Origin of the sequence: Streptomyces sp. NPDC012466 (assembly GCF_042955215.1) — a bacterium.
Classification (GTDB): domain Bacteria; phylum Actinomycetota; class Actinomycetes; order Streptomycetales; family Streptomycetaceae; genus Streptomyces.
In genome coordinates, this window is record NZ_JBIBEQ010000016.1 from 99,908 (window position 1) to 120,130 (window position 20,223).

The 20,223-nt window shown below is 74.2% G+C and carries 15 protein-coding genes and 2 pseudogenes; 9 read left to right on the forward strand and 8 right to left on the reverse strand.

Translation table 11 applies throughout. The features are described from left to right. Positions 1-204: 204 nt before the first annotated feature. Together ACFY9E_RS38435 and ACFY9E_RS38440 are read right to left on the reverse strand one after the other, a co-directional pair. Entirely contained in the window at positions 205-1,950 is a 1,746-nt protein-coding gene (locus tag ACFY9E_RS38435) for a hypothetical protein (RefSeq protein ID WP_390992912.1), read from the reverse strand. A gap of 52 nt (positions 1,951-2,002) precedes the next feature. Next, a complete protein-coding gene (locus tag ACFY9E_RS38440) occupies positions 2,003-2,197 on the reverse strand; it encodes a hypothetical protein (RefSeq protein ID WP_030843336.1) in 195 nt (64 codons plus the stop codon). A gap of 296 nt (positions 2,198-2,493) precedes the next feature. Here ACFY9E_RS38440 and ACFY9E_RS38445 point away from each other — a divergent pair, with 296 nt between their 5' ends. The 5 genes and pseudogenes from ACFY9E_RS38445 to ACFY9E_RS38465 all read left to right on the forward strand — a co-directional run. Beyond that, positions 2,494-2,886: an ankyrin repeat domain-containing protein gene (locus ACFY9E_RS38445; protein WP_390992915.1), complete on the forward strand. Its 393-nt coding sequence runs from the start codon at positions 2,494-2,496 to the stop codon at positions 2,884-2,886. Between the two features lie 300 nt (positions 2,887-3,186). Continuing rightward, positions 3,187-4,605: a HEAT repeat domain-containing protein gene (locus tag ACFY9E_RS38450; protein WP_390992918.1), complete on the forward strand. Its 1,419-nt coding sequence runs from the start codon at positions 3,187-3,189 to the stop codon at positions 4,603-4,605. A 187-nt stretch (positions 4,606-4,792) separates the two neighbouring features. Continuing rightward, on the forward strand, positions 4,793-5,920 hold the full coding sequence (locus ACFY9E_RS38455; RefSeq protein ID WP_390992921.1) for a glycosyltransferase: 1,128 nt from the start codon (positions 4,793-4,795) through the stop codon (positions 5,918-5,920). Further along, complete coding sequence (locus ACFY9E_RS38460) at positions 5,917-7,113, forward strand: glycosyltransferase (RefSeq protein ID WP_390992924.1); 1,197 nt, start codon at positions 5,917-5,919, stop codon at positions 7,111-7,113. Before ACFY9E_RS38455 ends, ACFY9E_RS38460 begins: the two co-directional genes overlap by 4 nt. Positions 7,114-7,321: 208 nt before the next feature. After that, a pseudogene (locus tag ACFY9E_RS38465) lies at positions 7,322-7,492 on the forward strand (SGNH/GDSL hydrolase family protein); the annotation flags it as partial. Between the two features lie 30 nt (positions 7,493-7,522). Here ACFY9E_RS38465 and ACFY9E_RS38470 read toward each other — a convergent pair. Genes ACFY9E_RS38470 through ACFY9E_RS38490 form a run of 5 tightly spaced genes read right to left on the reverse strand, consistent with a single transcriptional unit; the run spans position 7,523 to position 11,904 of the window. After that, positions 7,523-8,392, reverse strand: a complete 870-nt coding sequence (locus ACFY9E_RS38470; RefSeq protein WP_390992927.1) for a 5-oxoprolinase/urea amidolyase family protein — start codon at positions 8,390-8,392, stop codon at positions 7,523-7,525. Then, positions 8,389-9,006, reverse strand: coding sequence for a carboxyltransferase domain-containing protein (locus ACFY9E_RS38475; RefSeq protein WP_390992930.1), 618 nt, complete (start codon positions 9,004-9,006; stop codon positions 8,389-8,391). Before ACFY9E_RS38475 ends, ACFY9E_RS38470 begins: the two co-directional genes overlap by 4 nt. Continuing rightward, a complete protein-coding gene (locus tag ACFY9E_RS38480; protein WP_390992933.1) occupies positions 9,003-9,761 on the reverse strand; it encodes a 5-oxoprolinase subunit PxpA in 759 nt (252 codons plus the stop codon). The genes ACFY9E_RS38475 and ACFY9E_RS38480 overlap by 4 nt, the downstream gene beginning before the upstream one ends. 17 nt (positions 9,762-9,778) lie before the next feature. Next, a complete protein-coding gene (locus ACFY9E_RS38485) occupies positions 9,779-10,606 on the reverse strand; it encodes a putative hydro-lyase (RefSeq protein ID WP_390992936.1) in 828 nt (275 codons plus the stop codon). After that, positions 10,603-11,904, reverse strand: a complete 1,302-nt coding sequence (locus tag ACFY9E_RS38490) for an MFS transporter (RefSeq protein ID WP_390992939.1) — start codon at positions 11,902-11,904, stop codon at positions 10,603-10,605. Before ACFY9E_RS38490 ends, ACFY9E_RS38485 begins: the two co-directional genes overlap by 4 nt. 170 nt (positions 11,905-12,074) lie before the next feature. Here ACFY9E_RS38490 and ACFY9E_RS38495 point away from each other — a divergent pair, with 170 nt between their 5' ends. The 4 genes from ACFY9E_RS38495 (at position 12,075) to ACFY9E_RS38510 (ending at position 19,941) form a co-directional block, all read left to right on the forward strand. Further along, on the forward strand, positions 12,075-12,770 hold the full coding sequence (locus tag ACFY9E_RS38495; RefSeq protein ID WP_390992942.1) for an FCD domain-containing protein: 696 nt from the start codon (positions 12,075-12,077) through the stop codon (positions 12,768-12,770). Between the two features lie 68 nt (positions 12,771-12,838). Further along, entirely contained in the window at positions 12,839-14,365 is a 1,527-nt protein-coding gene (locus ACFY9E_RS38500) for a hypothetical protein (RefSeq protein ID WP_390992944.1), read from the forward strand. A 31-nt stretch (positions 14,366-14,396) separates the two neighbouring features. Continuing rightward, positions 14,397-15,278 (forward strand): hypothetical protein, encoded by an 882-nt coding sequence (locus ACFY9E_RS38505; protein WP_390992946.1) that lies wholly within the window; start codon positions 14,397-14,399, stop codon positions 15,276-15,278. A 34-nt stretch (positions 15,279-15,312) separates the two neighbouring features. Beyond that, positions 15,313-19,941 (forward strand): hypothetical protein, encoded by a 4,629-nt coding sequence (locus tag ACFY9E_RS38510; protein ID WP_390992949.1) that lies wholly within the window; start codon positions 15,313-15,315, stop codon positions 19,939-19,941. Here the strand turns inward: ACFY9E_RS38510 and ACFY9E_RS38515 are convergent. Next, positions 19,938-20,153 (reverse strand): annotated as a pseudogene (locus ACFY9E_RS38515) (GMC oxidoreductase); the annotation flags it as partial. The gene ACFY9E_RS38510 and the pseudogene ACFY9E_RS38515 overlap by 4 nt on opposite strands. Positions 20,154-20,223 lie beyond the last annotated feature (70 nt).

A 20,223-nucleotide genomic window follows, 5' to 3' on the forward strand; every position in this document is an offset into this window, starting at 1 on the left:
GCCGGTGAGCGGGGCCCGGTGCGTGCAGCTGCACGGTGGAGGAGGGCGTCGACGCGAGGGGGGTCCCCCTGCCCGAGCTTGTCGAGAGCTCGGGGGAGTCGGCAGCCGACGACAACGCGGCAGATGCGCGTGCCGGACCCCGCGTCTGCGGCGTGATCCGAACGACAGGCCTGGGGCGGGGCGGATCGCCCGCGGCCTGGTGGGCTACGAGCGATCCGCTTCCGAGGTTTTCGTCAGGACCGGGGCCGGACGCGGCAGCGGGTCCTGACCGAGGACCGGTACCGGGCCGGGTTCCGCTTCCGGCGCCACGGGCCCGACGGCCACCGGTACCGGCTCCGGTTCGCCGGCCGTCGCCACCGGCTCCGGTTCCCCTGCCGTCGGTACTTGCTCCGGTTCGCCCGCCGACTGGTCCTGCTCCGGGATCGTCTCCCCGTCCGCCGGGGTCGTCCGGGGCGGGAGGAGGTCCAGGACCGCCTGGCACAGGGCGTCGGGCGTCGCGTCGTCGTAGGGGTTCGGGGTGGCGGGGACCTGGAGGCGGTGGACCGGGCCGGTGCCCAGGCGGGCGTAGCCGCGGCCGGGCGGGAGCTGGTCGATGGGGGTGGTGTGCGGGGGTGCGCCCAGCACCGACTCGAGCTGGTCCGCCGTCGCCGGGCCCAGGACCACACGGGCGCGGGTGTGCTGGCGCACCGGATCGCTGAGGGCGTCCATGCTGTCCAGCTGGTCGGCCACGACCACCGTCACGTTCGCCGGGCGGCCGTGCCGGAGGGGGACCTGGAGGAGCGACTGCGGATCCTTGCGGCCGTCCGCGGCGGCCAGATCGGTGAACGCCGTGGGGCGGTCGAGGAGGATCCACAGCGGGCGCTTGGTGTCGTCGGGCGGCGGGTGGCCCGCCTGGTGGGCGCGGTTGGCGGCGATGAGGCGGCGCTCCGTTTCGGTCGCCGCCCACTCCAGGCTGGCCGTGACCCCGGCGAGCCCGGCCTCGACGGCCAGAACGCCGTCCCGGCCGGTGAGGCAGGCGTACTCGCCGGTGCCGCCGCCGTCGATGATCACCACGTCGCCGTGCTGCAGGGCCTGCAGGGCGATGGACCGCAGCAGGGTGGAGGTGCCGCTGCCCGGCTGGCCGAGGGCCAGCAGGTGCGGCTCGGTGGAGCGCAGGCCCGTGCGCCAGACGACCGGCGGCACGTCGCGGCGGCGTTCCCCGTGGGTGAGGGGGAGGGTGCGCTGGACCCGGGTGGGGTCGGTGAAGCCCAGGACCGTCTCGCCGGGGGTGGTGACGAAACGCTGGGCGGTGATGTCGACGGGCAGCGGCAGGAGGACGCCGACCGTCAACTGGTTGCCCTCCTCGTCCCACGTGAAGTGGTATTCGCGGCCCCGGCCCGACTTGGCCGCGAGGAGGTGCTCGATGCGGGCGCGGGCCTCGGCCTCGCCGTCGGTGAAGTACGCCGGGTAGCGCACCACCAGCTGCGAGATCCGGCCGCCGCCGTCGAACGCGTAGGTGGGGAAGGCCTTGTCCCACGCGCCGCCGTGGGAGTACAGCGGCTCGGGGTCCTCGGCGGCGGAGAAGTACGGCACGAGCGCCTCGTACAGCGACTTCAGCCGCTGGCTCTGCGACTCGTCGGGCCCGTCGGACGCCGCCGCGGTCCGGTCCCGGCCCTGCCAGGCCGCCGCCGCCATCAGGGTGATGGCGGCGAGCAGCGGCCCGTACGGCACCAGGGCCACGACCAGGACCACGGAGGCCACCAGGAAGAGCAGTGCCCCCCGTCGCTCCTTGGGGGTCTCGGTCCATCTGCGCCGTCCGGCCGATGCCAGCCGGCGCAGACCCCGCGTGATCGTGATCAGCGGGTGGAGGACGTCGGTGGCGCTGTCGGCGGCCGTCCGGGCCAGCTCCCGGCTCCGGGCGAGCTGCGCGCTGCCGTTGCTCAGAATGCGGGGGAGGGGGCGCCGGGCCACTACTGCCTCCAGTGAGTGCGTACGGGCGGGATGCGTACGGGGAACGGGGCCGTCAGAACTTGATTCCGCCTAGGAGGCTCGCCAGGCTCTCGCCGCCCGCCTTGATGCTCGGGGCGATGGCCGTGCTCGCCAGGTAGAAGCCGAACAGCATGGCGACCACGGCATGCGACGCCTTCAGTCCGTCCTTGCGGAAGAAGATGAAGACGACGATGCCGAGCAGGACCACGCCTGAGATGGAGAGGATCATTTGAGTTCTCCTGGTTCGCGGGGACAGTCACCATGAGTACTTCCAGGCTCACAGGATGTATCCATACGATAAAAGGTGCAACTGGGTGAAATTCGGGCGATTTCGCCCGTGCGGTGGAGTGGCCCCGCGCCCGGTGGAGCCGGGCTGTTGTGCTTGTCCGGGTCTGTGCTGATCTTTACCTCGGGCACATCGGGTCATGTGCCGCGCGAGCCAGTACCCTGGCGATTCACTCGTACGGCTGCGCCCTCGCAGGCGTACACCCTGAACAGACGCGTAGTGGAGAGGCGGTCCGGCCGATGACCGAAGTCCCCGACCCCGAGGTCGTGGAGCTGGCGACCAAGATCTTCGATCTGGCCCGGCGGGGACAGACCGAGGCCCTCGTGGCGTATGTCGACGCGGGTGTTCCGGCCAACCTCACCAACGACCGCGGCGACTCGCTCGTGATGCTCGCCGCCTATCACGGCCACTCCGACGCGGTGCGGGCCCTGCTGGAGCGCGGCGCCGAGGCCGACCGGATCAACGACCGAGGCCAGACCCCGCTCGCCGGAGCGGTCTTCAAGGGCGAGACGGACGTGATCAAGGTCCTCCTGGAAGGCGGAGCCGACCCGTCCGCCGGCACGCCCTCGGCGGTCGACACCGCCCGGATGTTCGGTCGGACCGAATTGCTCGAACTCTTCGGCGAGCACTGAGCCGACCAGCCTGACCAGGCACGACAAGGAAAACGGGGGAGGCGGTACAAGGCCGCCGAAATTTCGGTCGCGGCGAACGAGAGTGCCGAGTCATCATGACGACGTGGTTCACGGACGTGATGGTCGGGCAGAGGTTGCCGCACCGCGCGGGCCGTGACGCGGTCCGCAAGGGCCACCGACGAGAGGCAGAGGAAGATGGTCTACAGCAAGCAGGAAACGGCGGACACTCCGACGTGTTGTCGCGCGGCCAGGTAGTACACGTCCCCGGTTGCGTCGACGCTTGATGTGAGGCTGTTTCCCATGTTCGATCCGGTCATAGCGCCCAGCGGTACGCTGCTCGGCCTGCTCCAGCGGGGCCGCGGCGACGGCACGCTGCACGCGCTCACCGCCCCGCGCCCCGAGGCGCTGGCGGCGCTGAACCACTGTGTGCTGCGCGATCCCCGCCACGACTGGCAGGTGGAGAACCGCTCCCTCTACTACGCCCGCCTCTACCTCGACCTGAACGGCGAGCTGGACGAGGTCGAGGCCCATCTCTTCTGCGCCGAGGACGTCCTCGACACCGACGAGTCCCGCACCGGGCTCGCCCTGGCCGTCCTCGGGCACCTCGCCTCCTACGGCAGGCGGGACGCGCTCGAACTGCTGCGCAGGTACGCCGCCCACGGCTCCAACTGGGCCTGGGCCCTCGACGAGCTGGCCCTCAGGGACGACGACGCGGGGCTGCGCGCCCTCGCCGCACCCGTCCTCGCCCGGTTCCCGGCCGATCCGGAGGGCGACGCCGAACTGGCCGCCACCGTCCGGGACGCCTTCGAACCCCGGCCCTGGCGCCTGTGGGCCGAGGATCCGCGCGAATCCGTCGCCACGCGCGTGCGTGCCGCCCACGAAACCGGCAGTTTCGACCGCTGGCAGCGGCAGATGCGGCCGTCCGGCCCCCGGCCGGGGTGGAGCGTGCAGGCCGTCTTCGAGTGGGCCCAGCAAGGCATCGAGCGGGGTGCCGCCCTGCACGTGCCGGCCGCCCGCTGTCTCAGCGCCGTGGCAGGGCCCGAGGACCGGGCCGAGATCGTCCGGGCGGCGAAGGACGGCACCGACGGAGCCCGGTGCACGGCCCTCAGGTACCTCGCCGACGGCAACGATCACGAGGTCCTCGATCTGATCGAGGGCGCCGTGGCCACCGGCTCGACGCTCGTCGTGGACGCCGCCGTCGACGCCTTCGAACGCATGCGCTCGCTGGCGGCCGTGGACCGGGCGCGCGGCTGGGCCCGGCGGCCGGACGTGCTGGGCGCCGCAGCCGGACGCCTCCTCGCCTGCCGTGGCGGGGTCCAGGACCGCGACCTGGTCCTCGCGGCGCTACGGGAGGCCGTACGGGGCGAAGGCCCCGACGCGCCGACCCTGTGGACCCTCGTGGACGGCACCGGACGGCTCGGCATCGCCTGTGCCGCACCCGTCCTGCGGCACGTGTACCGCGAGACGGCCTCCTCCCATCTGAGGGGCCGGGCCGCCCGGGCCCTCGCCGCCACCGACCCCTCCTTCGCCACCGGCTTCGCCGTCGAATGCCTGTGGGACTGCGAGGAGACCACCCGGGAGATCGCCGCCCGGCACGCCGAGACCGGAGACACCCGCGTCGTCGAGCGACTGCGCCGGCTCGCCGCCGACCCGGCCGAGGAGGCCGAGGTGCAGACGGCCGTCCGCAGCCGCATCGGTCCCGAGGAGACCGCTGTGTGACCCCCCTCCCCGACGGGATGCCGGGGCGGATTCGCGCCTCCCGGGTGAACACGGGACGACGCGCGGGTCAGGAGGGCATGGACACGGCCTGACCTGCGCGGGTGCACCTCAGAACGCTCATGGGACGTTCCTCGTGCGGAAAGATCCACGTTGACGCGGCCACGTCCGGCACGGCGACAACACCGGTATGCGTGTCGTCATCGTGACCGAATCCTTTCCCCCCGATGTGAACGGCGTGGCCCACTGCGCGCTCCAGACCGCCCGGCACCTCGTCGATCGCGGTCACGCCCCCGTCGTCGTCGCCCCGGCCCCCGCACCCGGCAACAAGCCCGACGCCGGCGCGCCGTGCCCCGTCGTCCACGTCCCCTCCCTCCCGCTCCCCGGCTACCCCCAGGTCCGCGTCGCCCTCCCCAGCCGCCGCCTGGCCGCCACCCTCATCGAGCACCGTGCCGATGTCGTCCACCTCGCCAGCCCCTTCGTCCTCGGCGTGCGCGGCATGGCCGCCGCCGCCCGCCTCGGCATCCCCGCCGTCGCCGTCTACCAGACGGACCTGGCCGGCTACGCCCGTACGTACATGGGGGCCGGAGAGGCCGCCGCCTGGCGGCGCATCCGCTCCGTCCACGGCGCCGCCGACCTCACCCTCGCCCCGTCCAGCGCGGCCCTGCACGACCTGGAGACCCACGGGGTCCCCCGCGCACGGCTGTGGCCGCGCGGCGTGGACACCGGGCGGTTCCGGCCCGGCCGGCGCGACGAGGTCCTGCGCCGCGAACTCGCCCCGAACGGCGAAGTGATCGTCGGCTATGTTGGCCGGCTCGCCCCGGAGAAGCACGTCGAACTCCTCGCCGGTGCCTGCGGCCTGGAGGGCGTCCGGATCGTGATCGTCGGGGACGGCCCCAGCCGGCCCGGCCTGGAGCAGGCGCTGCCCGGCGCCGTCTTCCTCGGCCGGCGCACCGGCGACGACCTCGCCCGGATCTTCGCCTCGTTCGACGTCTTCGCCCACACCGGCCCGTTCGAGACCTTCTGCCAGACGGTCCAGGAGGCCATGGCCAGCGGCCTGCCCGTGGTGGCGCCCGCCGCGGGCGGACCGCTGGACCTGGTCGCCCACGGGCGCACCGGCCTGCTGGTACCGCCCCGCGACGCGACCGCCGTACGGGACGCGGTGCGGTCCCTGGCCGCCGACGCCGGACCGCGGGCCGCCTTCGGCGCCGCCGGACGCGCCATGGTCGAGGGCCGCACCTGGGCGGCCGTCGGCGACCAGCTGATCGGGCACTACGCGCACGTGCTCGCCGGGCGCCGGACGGCGGTGGCGGCATGAGCGCCTCCCGTGCGGGCGACAGCGGCCGTCGGCTGCTGCGGATCGTCCGGCTCGCCAACTTCGTCGCACCCTCGTCCGGCGGTCTGCGCACCGCGCTGCGCGAGCTCGGCAAGGGCTTCAAGGCGGCGGGACACGAACCCGTCCTCGTGGTCCCCGGCGAACGGATGAGCGACCGCGAGACCGAGCAGGGAAGGGTGATCACCCTTCCCGGGCCGCTGCTGCCCGGCACCGGCGGCTACCGCGTCCTCACCGACAAACGGAGGGTGGCCCGGCTCCTGGAGGAAATCGCGCCGGACCGGCTGGAGGTGTCCGACCGGACGACCCTGCGGTGGACCGGCGCATGGGCGCGGCGCGCCCGGGTCCCGGCCGTGATGGTCTCGCACGAGACGGCCGACGGGGTGCTGCGCACCTGGGGCCTGCCCGAGGGAGCCGCCCGGCGTGCCGCCGACGCCCTCAACGTCCGTACGGCCCACACCTACTCGCGCGTGGTGTGCACCACCGAGTTCGCCGAGCGGGAGTTCGTGCGGATCGGTGCCCGCAACATCGTCCGGGCCCCGCTCGGCGTCGATCTGGTGCAGCGGCACCCGGCGCTGCGCGACCCCGGGGTACGGGCCCGGCACGCGCGCGAGGACGAGACGCTGCTCGTGATGTGCTCGCGGCTGTCCGTGGAGAAGCGGCCCGGCACGGCGCTGGACACCTTGGAGGCGCTGCGGCGGCGTGGTCGCCGGGCCGTGCTGGTGGTGGCCGGGGACGGCCCCTTGCGCACCCGGCTCGCACAGCGGGTGCGCGAGAGCGGCCTGCCGGTCACCTTCCTCGGGCACGTCTCCGACCGCGGGCTGCTGGCGGCGCTCCAGGCGTCCGCCGACCTCGCCCTGGCACCCGGGCCCGCCGAGACCTTCGGGCTCGCCGCACTGGAGGCCATGGCCTGCGGCACGCCCGTGGTGGCGAGCGCGTCGTCCGCGCTGACGGAGGTGATCGGCTCCGCCGGAGCCGTCGCGGCGGACCACGGCGAGGCCTTCGCGGACGCCGTGGACCTCCTGCTGGAACGCCTGGAGGCGGACCGGCGCGAGGCGGCACGCGCGCGTGCGGAGTGCTTCGGGTGGAACGCGGCGGTCGACGCGTTCCTCGCCGCGCACGACGCGGCCGTCCCAGTGCGCCCGGCGCTGCCGCACACACCCGGTGGCGTGGCATGAGACCCCCGCGGTTCGAGGGGCCCTTGCGGTTCGCGGCCTTCGGCGACTCGCTCACCGAGGGCGTGGGCGATCCCGTCGGTGACCGGGTGGGGTGCGGCTGGGCCGCGCTGCTCGCGCACGGACTCACCGAAGAGCCGGTCGACTGCACCCGCCTCGCGGTGAGCGGGTCGCAGACCGGGACGTGCCGGAGCGGCAGCTGCCCGCCACCTGGGTGGCCCGCAGGTGCACCGACCTGTGGCCCCAGCTCCTGACCCTGGCCGCCGTCGAGCTCCGGCACCGCGTCCGGGGCACGAGCACCCGGCTCGATCTGCGGGCCTCGGCCGCGGTGTCCGCCGCCCTCGCCGCCCTGCCGGTCGCGGAGCAGGCGGACGTGGCCTGACGGGCTGTCCCGGGAGCGCGTGTACCGGCTTCAGCGGCGGCGCACGGCCACGAAGCGGACCGGCGTCCCCGGGGACGCCTGAGCGGCGGCAGGGAGGTCGGTGGCACGGACCACGGCGATCACCGGGTAGCCCCCGGTCGTCGGGTGGTCGGCCAGGAACACCACCGGCCGGCCGTCCGGCGGGACCTGTACGGCACCCAGCACCATGCCCTCGCTGGGGAGTTCGCCCGGCCGGGCCCGTTCCAGGGCCGGCCCCTCGGTGCGCAGCCCGATGCGGTTGCTCGCGGAGGACACCCGGTAGGCGCGAGAGCCGAAGGTGCGTACGGCTTCCGGCGTGAACCAGCCGTCGCGCGGGCCGAGTGTCACCCGCAGCACCAGCTCGGCCGGCGGCGCCGGCTGCGGAGCGACGTCCACGCCCGCGTGGACGCCCGTCGGCCGGCCCAGGGGCAGCACCGCGCCGTCCGCGAGCGGGGGCGGGCCGAGTCCCGACAGCAGGTCCGTCGACCGGCTGCCGAGCACCGGCTCGACCGCGATGCCACCGGAGACCCCTACGTAGGCGCGCACGCCCGAGACAGCGGGTCCGACGTCCAGCAGCGCCCCGGCGGGTACGCGCACCGGCGCGCACCAGGCGGCGGGCCGCCCGTCCACGGTGACCCGGCACGGCGCGCCCGCGACCGCCACGGTGACGGTCGAACGGGGGCGGACGGCACAGCCGTCGAGTGTCGTCTCCAGCACGGCCGCACCGGGCGGATTGCCGACGAGCCGGTTGACGAGGTCGGCGGCGGGCCGGTCCAGCGCCCCGGAGCGAGGCACACCCAGGTGGGCGTGGCCCGGGCGGCCCGCGTCCTGCACGGTGGTCAGGGCCCCGGCCCGGACCACGGCGAGCGCACGGTCCGTCATGACCCCGCCTCGGGGACGAACCGCACCCGCGTACCCGGCGACAGCAGCGCCGCCGGCACGCGCGTGTGGTCCCACAGCACGACGTCCGTGCCGCCGATCAGCTGCCAGCCGCCGGGCGACGCTCGCGGGTACACGCCCGTGTACGGGCCCGCCAGGGCGACCGACCCCGCCGGGACGGCCGTCCGCGGGGTGGCCCGGCGCGGGACGTCGTAGCGCGGCGGCAGCCCGGTGAGGTAGCCGAAGCCGGGTGCGAAGCCGCAGAAGGCGACCCGGAACTCGGTGTCCGCGTGGATGCGGGCGACCTCCGGCACCGGCACGCCCCAGTGCGCGGCGACGTCGGCCAGGTCCGGGCCGTCGTAGCGCACCGGGATCTCGACGACCGCGTGGGCGCGTGACGGAGGGGGCGGCAGCTCGGCGGCGGTCAGTTCGGCGGCCAGCCGGGCGGGGGCGTCGAGGCCGTCGATGAGGACCGTGCGGGCCGCGGGCACGATCTCGCGGGCCGGGAGCGAGCCCTCCGCGCGGCGTCGCAGCAGCTCCGCGTGCAGGGCCTCGGCCTCGTCGCCCGAGGAGACCTCGACGAGCAGGGCGTCGTCGCCGACGGGCAGGACCCTCATACGAAGGCCTCCACCCGGACGCCCGAGGCCTCCAGCCGTTCCCGTACCCGGCGCGCCAGCTCCACCGCGCCCGGGGTGTCGCCGTGCAGGCACAGGGAACGCGCGCGTACCTCGATGCGCGTCCCCGAGCGGGAGACGACCTCGCCGGAGCGGGCCAGGCCCAGGGAGCGTTCCACCACGGCGTCCGGGTCGGTGATCACGGCACCTTCCCGGGCGCGCGGCACCAGGGTGCCCTCATCGGTGTACGCCCGGTCCGCGAAGGCCTCGGTGACGACGGGCAGTCCGGCCTTCCCGGCCAGCTCCAGCAGGCGCGAGCCGGGCAGGCCGAGGACGGGCAGGGCGGCGTCCGCGAGGAGCACGCCGTCGACGACCGCGGCGGCCTGCTCCGTGTCGCGCACGACCCGGTTGTAGAGCGCGCCGTGCGGCTTGACGTAGGCCACGCGGGCGCCCGCCGCGCGTGCGAACACCTCCAGGGCGCCGATCTGGTAGGCGACCTCGGCCGCCAGCTCGGCGGGCGGCACGTCCATCGCGCGCCGCCCGAAGCCGGCCAGGTCCCGGTAGGAGACCTGCGCGCCGATCCGGACCCCGCGCTCGGCCGCCAGCTCGCACACCCGGCGCATGGTGACCGCGTCCCCGGCGTGGAAGCCGCAGGCCACGTTGGCGCTGGTGACGACGGACAGCAGCTGTTCGTCGTCGGTGAGCCGCCAGCGGCCGAAGCCCTCGCCGAGGTCGGCGTTCAGGTCGATGCAGGCCATGTATCCAGTGTCTCCTGTCAGGCCACGCGGTACTGCTCGTCGCGGGCGTCGGTGAGGAACATCTGTCCCGGGGCGTGCGTGAGGGCGAACGGCGGGCGCGAGGCCATGACCGCCGCCTGCGGGGTCACCCCGCACGCCCAGAACACCGGGATGTCGTCCGGTTCGGCGTCCACCGGGTCGCCGAAGTCGGGTCGGCCGAGATCGCCGATGCCGAGCCCGGCGGGGTCACCGCAGTGCACGGGGCTGCCGTGCACCGCCGGCAGCAGACTGCTCTCCCGGATCGCCGCCGCCAGATGCGGGGGCGGCACCGGCCGCATCGACACCACCAGCGGCCCGTGCAGCCGCCCCGCCGGACGGCACTGCCGGCTCGTCACGTACATCGGGACGTTGCGGCCCTGCTCGACGTGGCGGATGGGCACGCCCGCCTCGCCCAGCGCCCACTCGAAGGTGAAGCTGCACCCGATCAGGAACGACACCAGGTCGTCCCGCCAGTACGCGCGCACGTCGGTCGGCTCGTCCACGAGCTCGCCGTCCCGCCACACCCGGTAGCGCGGCAGGTCCGTGCGCAGGTCCGCGCCGTCGGCGAGCACGGTCGTCCAGGACCCGGCGTCGGTGACGTCCAGGACCGGGCAGGGCTTGGGGTTGCGCTGGCAGAACAGCAGCATGTCGTAGGCCCAGTCGGCGGGCACCGAGATCAGGTTGACCTGGGTGTGGCCCGCCGCGACCCCCGCCGTGGGGCCCGTCAGGCCTTCACGGAAGCGGGCCCGGGCCGTCGCGGGGCTCCACGCGCGCGCGTGCTCGTCGACGAGGAGCAGGGGGCGGTCCTCTGTGCTCGTGCGGTTCACGCGAGCTCCTTCCCACGCGTCTCCGGCAGCCCGAGCAGCGCCAAGGCCGCGATGCCGTAGCCGATCGCGCCGAAGACCAGCGCGCCGCCGACGCCCCAGCTGTCGGCCAGGAACCCGACCATGGTCGGGAACACGGCGCCCACCGCGCGGCCGGTGTTGTACGTGAAGCCCTGCCCCGTGCCGCGCACCGCCGTCGGGTACAGCTCGCTCAGGTAGGACCCGAAGCCGCTGAAGATCGCCGACATGCAGAACCCGAGCGGGAAACCGAGCACCAGGAGCAGGGTGTTGGCGCCGCTCGGGATGTTCGCGTACGCCAGGATGCAGAGCGCCGACAGCAGGGCGAACAGCCAGATGTTGCGCCGCCGGCCCAGCTTGTCGGTGAGGTAGCCGCCGGTCAGGTAGCCGATGAAGGCGCCCGAGATGAGGAACGTCAGATAGCCGCCGGTGCCGACGACCGAGAGGTCGCGCTCGGTCTTCAGATACGTCGGCACCCAGGTGGCCAGCGTGTAGTAGCCGCCCTGGACACCGGTCGACAGCAGCCCCGCGAAGATCGTGACCCGCAGCAGGCCCGGCTTGAAGATCGCCGTGAACGAGCCCTTGTGCGCGCTCTGTTCGCGCGCCGCGGCCGCCTCGGGCGCGTCGTGCACACTGCGCCGCAGCCAGACGACGAGCAGCGCGGGCAGTGCCCCGGTCCAGAACATGATGCGCCAGGCCAGGTCGTCGCCGGCCACCGAGAAGACCAGGGTGTAGACGATCACGGCCAGGCCCCAGCCCACGGCCCACGAGCTCTGGATCGCGCCGAGCGTGCGACCCCGGTGCTTGGCGCTCGCGTACTCGGCCACCAGGATCGCGCCGACCGCCCACTCACCGCCGAAACCGAGGCCCTGGAGCGCGCGGAAGACCAGAAGGGTCTCGTAGTTGGGCGCGAAGCCACAGGCGACCGTGAACACCGCGTACGTGATCACGGTGACCATCAGCGCCTTCACCCGGCCGACGCGGTCCGCGAGCACACCCGCGAGGGCGCCGCCGATCGCGGAGACCACCAGCGTGACCGTCGTGAAGAGGCCGGTCTGGCCGCTGGTCAGGCCGAAGTACGCGGACAGCGCGACCATGCTCAGCGGCAGCGTGAAGTAGTCGTACGAGTCCAGGGCATAGCCGCCGAAGGCGCCGGCGAACGCGCGGCGCCCGCGCGGGCCCAGGGCGCGCAGCCAGCCCAGCGCCCCGTCGTCCGGGGCGCGTTCCGCGGTCGTGGCGCGGGTGTCGTCGATCTTTGCCTGCGGTGGAGGAGTCGTGCTCATGGGCACCTCGCAGAGGGAGGAGGAGAGTGCTTGGGGTGAGCCGTGTCGTGCGAAAGCGGTCGGCGCGGCGGTGGGGGAAGCGACGCCGTGCGTAACACCGTAGGGGATTGTTCAACGATCCCTCAATACCCATGTTGGTTCGTTCTTGGGATCTGCGGTTGAATTCCGGCATGGCAGAGCAGCTGAAGGACCTCGCCGACGACCGGGCCCTCCTCGGGCGCACCAGCACCGCGGAACGGGTCTCGGACATCCTCAGGAGCCGGATCGCGGAAGGCTACTTCCCGCCCGGGACCCGTCTGTCGGAGGACAGCATCGGCGGCGCGCTCGGCGTCTCCCGCAACACGCTGCGCGAGGCGTTCCGGCTGCTCACGCACGAACGCCTGCTCGTCCACGAGCTGAACCGGGGCGTCTTCGTCCGGGTCCTGACCGTGGAGGACGTCGAGGACATCTACCGGACCCGCCGGCTCGTCGAGTGCGCGGTCGTCCGAGGCCTCGGGGAGCCGCCGTACGGGCTCGACGGGCTGGCCGGTGCGGTCGCGCAGGGGCGGACGGCGGCTCGGGAAGGTGACTGGAAAGCGGTGGGTACGGCGAACATCCACTTCCACCGGGAACTGGTCGCTCTCGCCGCGAGCGAGCGCACCGACGAGCTGATGCGGAGCGTCTTCGCCGAACTGCGGCTGGCCTTCCACGTGGTGGATGAGCCCCAGCAACTCCACGAACCATACATCGCGCGAAATGTCGGGATTCTGGAGGCTCTTCACGGCGGGGACCGCGAGAAGGCCGAGAGCCTGCTCGCGGGATACCTCGACGACTCGCTGGAGCGCGTCGTCGAGGTGTACCGGCGGCGGGTCGGCGAGGACGGCTGAGGCGGCGGCGCCGGGGGCGCACCGCGCCGTTTGGGCCGATGTCAGACCCAGGACCTAGTCTGTGCACCGTGACTTCGCCTGCATCGACGGACAGCGTTCCGCCCCAGCTCAGCGCGGGGCCGCGCCCCGCCCCGGGGCCGGCCGCCGACGAGGGCCTGGCGCGGCGCCTGCGCGCGCTCGCCTGCACCGCGCCGCTGCACGACCTCGACGCGCGCAAGGCCAATCTCGCCGGTGAGTACTCGGTGTACGGCATGGCGGAGGTGGCCCTCGCGGCCATCGACCTGGTCACCCTGAACATGGACTTCGACACGGGCGCGGACCACGACCAGATCGTCGCCCGCCTCATCCCGCGCATCGCCGCCCAGGCCGCGCACCGGCCCGCCGCCGAGCACGAGCGGGTCGCCCGCTGGGTGATGGAGAACCTGATCAACGTCGGCAGCGTCGACCGCGGCTTCCGCGCGGTGTACGGCACGTTCGCGGCCGACGGCACCTATGTGCGCCGCGACTACGACTTCAAGCTGATCGAGGAGGTCCCCGGCCCCGGCGGCACGGTCTACCTCCGTACGACCGACGAAGCGGTCAACGTCCTCGTCGGCGCCCTCGACACGGACGTCACCAGCGCGCAGATCGCCGCCGAGGTCAAGCTGGAGGTGCTGATCAGTCGCGGCCGGCTCGCCGACGCCCAGCTCGCGGCCGAACAGGCCCGCTACCGGACCGTGCAGTACTCGGAGACCCTGCGCCGCGCCCTGGAGGCGACCCGGCGCAACGTGCGCGCGGTGGACTGGCTCTCCACCGTGCCCGACATGATCGCCGAGGCGCTGGAGCACGTGGCCGACCGCTACCGCCACGAGAACGCGATCCTCACGAACATCCGCAAGGCGCGCGACGAGTCCGAGGACCCCGAGCACAAGCGCCGGGCCGCCGAGCTCGTCGACATCGTCAAGGACTGCATCCGCCGGCACACGCAGTTGCAGTCCCGGCTGCTGGAGGCCGGACCGCTGTTCCGCGCCGAGCAGGACCGGCAGGCCTTCGCCGCCCCGATGACGACATCGGGCACGGACCTCTACGGGCACCTCCTCGCGCCCGTGCTGCCGCTGCCGCTGGAGCAGGCCGTCCGCGTCACGGACGCGTTCTTCGGCCGCGGCACCGGGCTGCGCACGCCCGTGTCCGTCCGGGTCGGTGACCTCGTCGACATACTGCTGACGCCGCCGGTGGAGCGGGAGCACCTGGGCGCGGAGATGCCGGAGCCCGACCTGATCGCCACACCGGACGACAGCCGCTTCAGCGAGGAGCAGATGGCTGCGGCGCAGGAGCTGCTCGACCTGCCGGCGGACGCGCCGCGCCGGTTGTCGGGGCTGCTGGCGCAGGCCCGGCGGCAGGACCCCGAACTGCCGTATCTGGTGGCCCTGCTGGCGGTGCACGCCGCCAGTCCGCCGGTCGGCACGGCCTATCGCCAGGGCGAGCAGAAGCTGCTGTTCGCCGTGGACGACGGGACCGAGCTCGACGATCCGGAGTTCGGCGGCGCGGATCTCATCGTCGGTACCGCGCTGCTGGACGCGGCGGGGATGGCGGCGGACCGGACGGAAGCGGCATGAGTCAGTACGAGTGGCACAAGGAGTCCCGACCGTGAGCGAGCATGTCGAGTGGAGCGAGCCGGACGGGCCGGCCCCGGCGGCCGGCGCCGCCGTCACTCCCGCCGACGCCGCCGACGCGGCCCGGCTCGTGTCCTTCGGGCTGCAGCCCAAGCTGCAGCCCGCCCGCGACCAGGAGTACGCGGACCTGCTGCGGCGCTACCGCGAGGACCCGCCCTTCGCCCGGCTCGCGGACGCCGTGGCGACCGGACTGGGGCTGATCGTGCTGGAGGTGTCCCCGCGTGCGGGCATGGCCGTCACCGCCGCCGAGGACTCGGTGTTCGCCGTCCGCATGGGCGACTACGCGCGTCGTACGTCCGCCGACGGCGGTGACCGGTTCCTGCACGGGCTCGCCCATCTCGCCGTCGCCGCCATGGCGTTCCCGCGTCCCGAGGACCTCGCCGACGACGGCTACATCGGCCGCGTGACGGTCAACGGCGTCGACGCCTTCGTGCGCCAGGCCTGCCGCCGGCTGGAGGAACGCGCCGCCGAGCAGGGCGAGAACACCGACCCGGCGACCGACGCGCCAGGGCTGGAGGCCGCCTGGCGGATCTGGGTGCGGCGCAGCGCCACCGGCGCCACCAAGGACGCACGCCGGCTGGCCGGTTCCACCACCGGCATCATCGCCAAGGCCGTCACCTTCCTCACCGACTCCGGATTCCTGCAGCGCACCGGCGACGACCACGGCGGCACGTACCGCACCACCGCCCGCTACCAGCTCCAGGTCCGCGACATGGCCGGCAGCGCCGCCATGGCCGAGCTGCTGGAACTGGGCGTCGTCCCGGTCACCGACGGCACACCGACGCTGCTGCCCCCCGAGGAGGGCGACGACCTGGAGCTGGTCGCCGACGCCGGGCTGCCCTTCCACTCCTCCTGACCCCCCATCTCACGAAGATCTACGAGAGTCCGCCATGTACGAGCTGTCCCGGGTCCGCCTCTACTCGATCGGGCCCGCCGGTGCGCGCTACGCCGACACCGTGCTTGACCTGCGGGGCGTGGGTGAGATCGTGCCCGACCCCGCGCCCGCGCAGGCGGAGTTCTTCGAGGAGGAGCCGGTCGGCCCGCCGCGCCGGCCGGCGCCCGCGGGTGTGCTCTTCCTGGAGAACGGCGGCGGCAAGTCGGTGCTGCTCAAGCTGATCTTCTCCGTGATGCTGCCGGGACACCGGAACACGCTCGGCGGCGCCAGCTCCGGCGTGCTGCGCAAGTTCCTCCTCGCCGACGACTGCGGACACGTGGCCCTGGAGTGGCAGCACGTGCTGACCGGCGAGTGCGTCGTCGTCGGCAAGGTCAGCGAGTGGCGCGGCCGGCAGGTCTCCAACGACCCGCGGAAGTTCGCCGAGGCCTGGTACTCCTTCCGGCCCGGCCCCGGGCTGAGCCTCGACAACCTCCCCGTGGCGGAGGCCACCGCCGTACGGGCGCCGGTCGAGGGCCAGTCCAGTGCGCGCGGGCGGCGCCGCACCATGAAGGGCTTCCGCGACGCCCTCACGGAGGCGGGCAAGACCTACCCGCACCTGGAGGTCCACTGGGAGGAGATTCACGACCGCTGGATCGAGCACCTCGGCGACCTCGGCCTCGACCCCGAACTCTTCCGCTACCAGCGGGAGATGAACGCCGACGAAGGCGAGGCCGCCGGTCTCTTCGCCGTCAAGAAGGACGCCGACTTCACCGACCTGCTGCTGCGTGCCGTCACCGACACCCGCGACACCGACGGGCTCGCCGACCTGGTCAGCGGCTTCGGCAACAAGCTGGGCCGGCGTGCCGAGCTGATCGCCGAACGCGACTTCACCGCCGGATCGGTGGACCTCCTCGGGCGGATCGTCGAGGCCGCCGAGGCCCGCTCACACGCGCGTGACGTCCACGCCGCAGCCGAGCGCCGTACCCGGACCCTCGCCCGCAGGCTGTCCGCGCGCGGGGTGCGGGAGCGGGTCCGGGCCGCCGACCTGGCCCAGCGGGTCACCGCCGCCGCGTACGCCGTCACACACGCCGAGGCGGCCCGCGAGCGCAGCGCGCTGATCTCCGCCGAACTCGCCTACCGGCACGCCTCGCTGGCGCTCACGGCGGCCGAGAAGTCCGCCGCCGCGCAAAAGCGCGAGCTCGCCGACGCCCGCACCCTGTACTCGGCCTGGCAGGCCGCCGAGGCCGTGCTGCGCCACCGCGCCGCCTCCGACCGCGTCGCCCGTGTGTCCGCCGCGATCCAGGAGGCCGAGCGGGACGCCGCGCCCGCCCTCGCCGCCCGCTCCAGGGCCGCCGTGGACCTCGTCCGGGCCCTGCACGCGGCCGCAGAGAAGGCCGAGAGCCACGCCAACGAGGAGGAGGAGCGCTCCGCCGCCCTCCAGGAGGTCAGCGACGCGGCCTACCGGGACTCCACCGGCGCCGCCACGCAGGCCCAGCGCGCCCGCAGCGAGATCGGTCACCTCAAGCAGCGCCTCGCCGAGGTCGAGCAGGAGACCGCCGAGGCGGTCCGGGCCGGCTGGCTCGACGACTCCGCCCCCGACGCCGACCCGGCCCGCGCGGCCCTCGCCGCCAGCGACGCCGAGAAGACCGCCGTGGCGGCCTGGGACTCGGCCCGCGAAGCGTCCCGCCGGGCCACGGAGCACGCGCGCGAAGCCGCCTCCACCGAGAGCCGCGCGGAGCTGACCGCGGCCCGCGCGGCGGACGCGGCGACGGCGGCGGAGCGGTCGTACGAGGCCGAGCGCCGCACCGCCGAGGCACTGGCGGGGGAGGAGCGGCTGGCGGAACTGCTCAGCCTGACTCCGGAGACCCGCCCGGGCATCCCGCAACCCCGCCACGGCGCGGACACCGAGCCGAACGCGCAGCCGGCCGCCGGCACCCTCGGGCTCAGCCCCGAGGAGCTCGACCGCTTCGCCGACGAGCTGCGCGAACTCCTCGACGACGCCGTCGGTTCCGCGGAACGGCAGCTGTTCGAACTGCGCACGGCCGCCGCCGACGACTCCCGCATCCTCGGCGCACTGGGCGACGGCGGGCTGCTGCCGCCCGGCCCGGACGTGCTGGCCACGGTGGAGTTCCTCGGCGAGCACGGCATCCCCGCCCTGCCCGGCTGGCGCTATCTCGCCCAGGCCGTCGACCCGGCCGATCACGCGCGTGTGCTGGCCGCCCGGCCCGAACTCGTCGACGGCGTGATCATCACCGACCCCGCCTCCCACGCCCGAGCCCGGGAGGCGCTGGGCGACGCGGCTCTGCTGCCCCGGTCCGCCGTGGCCGTCGGCACCGCCGCCGCCCTGCTCGCCCCGACCCCGGCCCCGGACACCGACAGCGGCGACGTCTTCCTCGTGCCGCCGAACCCGGCCATGCACGACGAGCACGCCGCCGACGAGGAACGGCAGGCGCTGCGCGCCCGGGCGACCGAGCGGGACGAGGAGATCCGCACCCTCGCCGCCCGGCTCGGCAAGGACCGCGAGCTGGCCGCCCGGCTCGCCTCCTGGCGCACCGGCTGCCCGGCCGGCCGGCTGGCCGAACTGGCCCGGGCGGCCCAGGACTCCCGGGTGTTCGCCGAGGAGTCGGAGGCCGAACTGGCCGAGGCACGGACCGTGCGGGCCGAGGCCGACGAGGCCGCCGCCGAGGCCGCACGCGTACGGGACGAACGGCAGGAGGCCGCCCAGAAGGCCCGCCGCTCCGCCGACGCCCTCGCCGGCCTCGCCTTCCGGCTGCGCGAGCGGGCCGGCTGGCAGGTCAAGGTGCGCGAACTGGCCGACGAGGCCGCCGAGTCCGAGGCGAGCGCCCAGGCCTGCCTGGAGCGGGCCCGGGCCGCCGACGAGGACCGGCGGGCCGCCCAGCGTGCCGCCGACGACGCCCGCCGCACCGCCCGTGCCCTGCGCGCCGAGCGCTCCGAGATCGCGGGCGCCCCCGACGACGTGCCCGAGGGCGACGCCCAGGCCCCCAAGGCCTCCCTGCCCGCCCTGCGCGAGGCCTACCGGGCCGCGTCCCAGCTGTACGAGAAGGTCGGCGTGGGAGCCGACCTGCGCGCCGAGCAGGCCCGTGCGGAGAGCGACGAGAGCGCGGCCCGCGCCGAGCTGGACCGGCTGAGCAACAAGGTCCGTACGCGCGCGGAGCAGCTCCTCGAAGCCCCCGACGGTTCCGACGGGCCCAGCCGTCAGGCCGCCGCCGCCCGCGCCGAGGAGCTGGTGCAGCTCCTGGAGACACGGATGTCGAGCGCGAGCGAGCAGCTCGGGCGGCTGCGCGGCGAAGCCGAACGGCTCGCACCCGAGGACGGCGAGGCGCACACCGGCCTCCCCGAGGAGCTCCAGCCGCGCGACGCGGAGCACGCGCAGACCCTGCTGCGCACCGCCACCGCCGAACTGGCCTCCCACACCGAGGCGCTGAACCAGGCCCGTGAGGCGCACGCCGACCTCCTGGACGCCCACCGCGCCGCCGAGGACGCGGCGAGCGGCTTCGACGAGATCGCCGCCATGCTCCGCGATCTGCTGCGCGAGCACGGCACCGAGGAGGAGCAGGAGGAGACGGAGCCGTACCCCGGCAGCCCCGAGGAGGCCCGCCAGTCCGCCGCCGAGACCCGCCGCTCCCTGCGCGGCTGCGCGGCCGACCTGTCCACGGCCGAGACCGCCGTCCGCGAGGCCAGTGACATCCTCGTCCGGCACGCCAACTCCACGCGCTACGAGCAGGTCCGCACCCCGGCCCGCCAGCAGATCCGCGAACTGCCCGCCTCCGCCCTGCCGGAGCACGCCCAGAAGTGGGCGGACGCCTTCGCGCCCCGGCTGCGCGTCCTGACCGATGAGCTGGAGCAGCTGGAGCGCAACCGCGACTCGATCGTGGACCGCCTGCGCGGCCTGGTCGAATCGGCACTCGCCACCCTGCGCTCGGCCCAGCGGCTCTCCCGGCTTCCGGAGGGCCTCGGCGAGTGGTCCGGGCAGGAGTTCCTCCGCATCCGCTTCGAGGAGCCCGACCAGGCGACCCTCACCGAGCGGCTCGGTGAGGTCATCGACGAGGCGACCCGCGCCGCCGTCAAGAAGAACTCCGACCTGCGCCGCGACGGCATGTCCCTGCTGCTGCGGGGCGTCGCGGCGGCCCTCCAGCCCAAGGGCGTCGCTGTGGAGATCCTCAAGCCGGACGCGGTGCTGCGCGCCGAGCGCGTCCCCGTCGGGCAGATGGGCGACGTCTTCTCCGGCGGCCAGCTCCTCACCGCCGCCATCGCCCTGTACTGCACGATGGCCGCGCTGCGTTCGAACGACCGGGGCCGCGACAAGCACCGGCACGCCGGCACGCTGTTCCTCGACAACCCCATCGGCCGCGCCAACGCCACGTACCTGCTGGAACTCCAGCGGGCGGTGTCGGACGCCCTGGGCGTCCAGCTGCTGTACACCACGGGCCTGTTCGACACCACCGCGCTGGCCGAGTTCCCCCTGGTCATCCGCATGCGCAACGACGCCGACCTGAGGGCGGGCCTCAAATACATCAGCGTCGAGGAACATCTGCGCCCCGGTCTGCCGCGTGAGGCTTCCGACGGGGAGTCCGGACACAGCGAGATCACGGCGACCAGGATGTACAAACGCCCGGTTGCCTAGGCCCTGGCGTCCTCCCGGAGGAGATCGGCGCACTTCTCGCCGATCATCATCGTGGTGACGCAGGGGTTGACGGTGACGAGGTCGGGCATGACCGACCCGTCGGCGACCCGCAGCCCCTGCACCCCCTTGACCAGCAGCCGCGCGTCCAAGGGGGCCGAAGGACCACCGTCCACACCCGTCTCGGCGGTACAGGAGGGGTGGTGGACCGTGTTGGTGCGGCCGGTCCTACGGTGAGGCGATGCCGGGTCGCGTCTCGGCCGAGCGATCTCTCTCGCGTCCGGT

Coding starts and splice junctions, on each gene's coding strand:
- ACFY9E_RS38490 (WP_390992939.1), bottom strand. CDS start 11,904: ATGAGCACGACTCCTCCACCGCAGGCAAAGATCGACGACACCCGCGCC.
- ACFY9E_RS38455 (WP_390992921.1), top strand. CDS start 4,793: ATGCGTGTCGTCATCGTGACCGAATCCTTTCCCCCCGATGTGAACGGC.
- ACFY9E_RS38470 (WP_390992927.1), bottom strand. CDS start 8,392: ATGACGGACCGTGCGCTCGCCGTGGTCCGGGCCGGGGCCCTGACCACC.
- ACFY9E_RS38450 (WP_390992918.1), top strand. CDS start 3,187: ATGTTCGATCCGGTCATAGCGCCCAGCGGTACGCTGCTCGGCCTGCTC.
- ACFY9E_RS38445 (WP_390992915.1), top strand. CDS start 2,494: ATGACCGAAGTCCCCGACCCCGAGGTCGTGGAGCTGGCGACCAAGATC.
- ACFY9E_RS38480 (WP_390992933.1), bottom strand. CDS start 9,761: ATGGCCTGCATCGACCTGAACGCCGACCTCGGCGAGGGCTTCGGCCGC.
- ACFY9E_RS38510 (WP_390992949.1), top strand. CDS start 15,313: ATGTACGAGCTGTCCCGGGTCCGCCTCTACTCGATCGGGCCCGCCGGT.
- ACFY9E_RS38460 (WP_390992924.1), top strand. CDS start 5,917: ATGAGCGCCTCCCGTGCGGGCGACAGCGGCCGTCGGCTGCTGCGGATC.
- ACFY9E_RS38440 (WP_030843336.1), bottom strand. CDS start 2,197: ATGATCCTCTCCATCTCAGGCGTGGTCCTGCTCGGCATCGTCGTCTTC.
- ACFY9E_RS38495 (WP_390992942.1), top strand. CDS start 12,075: ATGGCAGAGCAGCTGAAGGACCTCGCCGACGACCGGGCCCTCCTCGGG.
- ACFY9E_RS38475 (WP_390992930.1), bottom strand. CDS start 9,006: ATGAGGGTCCTGCCCGTCGGCGACGACGCCCTGCTCGTCGAGGTCTCC.